Source organism: Streptomyces sp. KLMMK (genome assembly GCF_036961605.1).
GTDB lineage: Bacteria > Actinomycetota > Actinomycetes > Streptomycetales > Streptomycetaceae > Streptomyces > Streptomyces telluris.
Genome location: NZ_JBAMDC010000679.1, coordinates 1 through 1,918, shown reverse-complemented (window position 1 = coordinate 1,918; position 1,918 = coordinate 1). Strand labels below are relative to the sequence as shown.

Genomic DNA, 1,918 nt, shown 5'->3' with positions numbered 1-1,918 from the left:
GCGAGTGCGCCGCCGGCAGGTCGATGAACCGTACGGGCACTCCGTGCGCCAGGGCCCAGCGGATCGCCACCCACTCCGGGGAGAACCCGGCGAGCGGCCAGAACGCGGCGCGGCCCGGGTCGTCCACCGCGTGGGCCAGCAGGGCGACGGGCGGGCGCATGCCCTCGTCGGCCGCGAGGGAGACGATCGCATCGGCCTCGGGCGGCCCCTCGATGAGGACGGCCGCGGGCCGGCACTGCTCCAGGGCCGCCCGTACCGCCCGCGCGGAGCCGGGGCCGTGGTGGCGGATGCCCAGCAGGGCGGGGCCGGTGCCGCTCACGCCGAGACCTCCCGGCAGGCGCGGTAGAAGTCCTTCCAGCCGTCGCGCTCGCGGACGACCGTCTCCAGGTACTCCTGCCAGACGAGGCGGTCGGCGGCCGGGTCGCGGACGACCGCGCCGAGGATGCCGGCGGCCACGTCGCCCGCGCGCAGCACGCCGTCGCCGAAGTGGGCGGCGAGGGCGAGGCCGCCGGTGACCACGGAGATCGCCTCGGCCGTGGAGAGCGTGCCCGAGGGCGACTTGACCTTGGTGCGGCCGTCGGTGGTGACGCCGTCGCGCAGCTCGCGGAAGACCGTGACGACGCGCCGGATCTCGTCGGTGCCGTCGGGCACGGACGGCAGGTCGAGGGAGCGGCCGATCTGGTCGACGCGCCGGGAGACGATGTCGACCTCGTCCTCGGGGGTGGCGGGCAGGGGCAGGACGACGGTGTTGAAGCGGCGGCGCAGCGCGCTGGAGAGGTCGTTGACGCCGCGGTCGCGGTCGTTGGCGGTGGCGATCAGGTTGAAGCCGCGGACGGCCTGCACCTCCTCGCCGAGCTCGGGGACGGGCAGGGTCTTCTCGGAGAGGATGGTGATCAGGGTGTCCTGGACGTCGGCGGGGATGCGGGTGAGCTCCTCGACGCGGGCGGTCATGCCCTGGGCCATGGCCCGCATGACGGGGCCGGGCACGAGCGCCTCGCGGCTGGGGCCGTGGGCGAGGAGCCGGGCGTAGTCCCACCCGTAGCGGATGGCCTCTTCCGGGGTGCCGGCCGTGCCCTGGACGAGCAGCGTGGAGTCGCCGCTGACGGCGGCGGCCAAGTGCTCGGAGACCCAGGTCTTGGCGGTGCCGGGGACGCCGAGCAGGAGCAGGGCGCGGTCGGTGGCGAGCGTGGTGACGGCCACCTCGACGACGCGGCGCGGGCCCACGTACTTGGGCGTGATCACGGTGCCGTCGGGCAGGGTGCCGCCGAGCAGGTAGGTGGCGACGGCCCACGGCGAGAGCTTCCAGCGCTCGGGGCGGGGCCGGTCGTCGGCGGCGGCGAGGGCCTTGAGCTCCTCGGCGAAGGCGTGCTCCGCGTGCGGGCGCAGGGCCTGGGATGCGGTCGCGGATTCGGTTGCGGCTTCGGTTGCGGCTTCGGTTCCGGGCGCGGTCACAAGTCCCCCTAGGAGTGCGGATCCGGGATGTGCGAACCACCCTGCACCACCCCACTGACAATGCGCCGGAACCTGTTGAATCCGCAGGTCAGAGCCATTGTCAGTGGGTGGTCCTAGCGTTTGGTGCATGAATCCGCAGGGGGATCGATGGACGGCGGAAACGGTGCTCTCGCTGGCGCCTGACGCCGCATCACGCAAGGCAGGCAGCAAGCTCGCGGCGCCCGGTCCGTGGTCGGGCGCGGGGGCGCTCCCGGAGGGGGGCGGGGGCGCGGTCTGGGGAGAGTGCTCCGGCAGCGGCAGCAAGCCGTACCGCACGGTGGTGGACCTGTCCGGGGAGGGCGGGCCGGGCTTCAACTGCTCCTGCCCGAGCCGCAAGTTCCCTTGCAAGCACGCGCTGGGACTGCTGCTGTTGTGGGCTTCCGGCGCGGCGGCGGTGCCGGTCGCGGACGGCCCGCCGGAGTGGGCG

Annotated in this window: 3 protein-coding genes; 1 reads left to right on the top strand and 2 read right to left on the bottom strand. The window is 74.5% G+C overall.

Annotated elements, in window-relative coordinates; translation table 11 throughout:
• Positions 1 to 319, bottom strand: a 319-nt coding sequence (locus V7793_RS37065) for a DUF5682 family protein (protein WP_336014080.1), incomplete at its 3' end; no start/stop codon positions are given.
• Positions 316 to 1,452: an ATP-binding protein gene (locus V7793_RS37060; RefSeq protein ID WP_336014079.1), complete on the bottom strand. Its 1,137-nt coding sequence runs from the start codon at positions 1,450 to 1,452 to the stop codon at positions 316 to 318. The genes V7793_RS37065 and V7793_RS37060, both read right to left, overlap by 4 nt.
• A 127-nt stretch (positions 1,453 to 1,579) precedes the next feature.
• Between V7793_RS37060 and V7793_RS37055 the strand changes: the two genes are divergently transcribed.
• Positions 1,580 to 1,918, top strand: a 339-nt coding sequence (locus V7793_RS37055; RefSeq protein WP_336014077.1) for an SWIM zinc finger family protein, incomplete at its 3' end; no start/stop codon positions are given.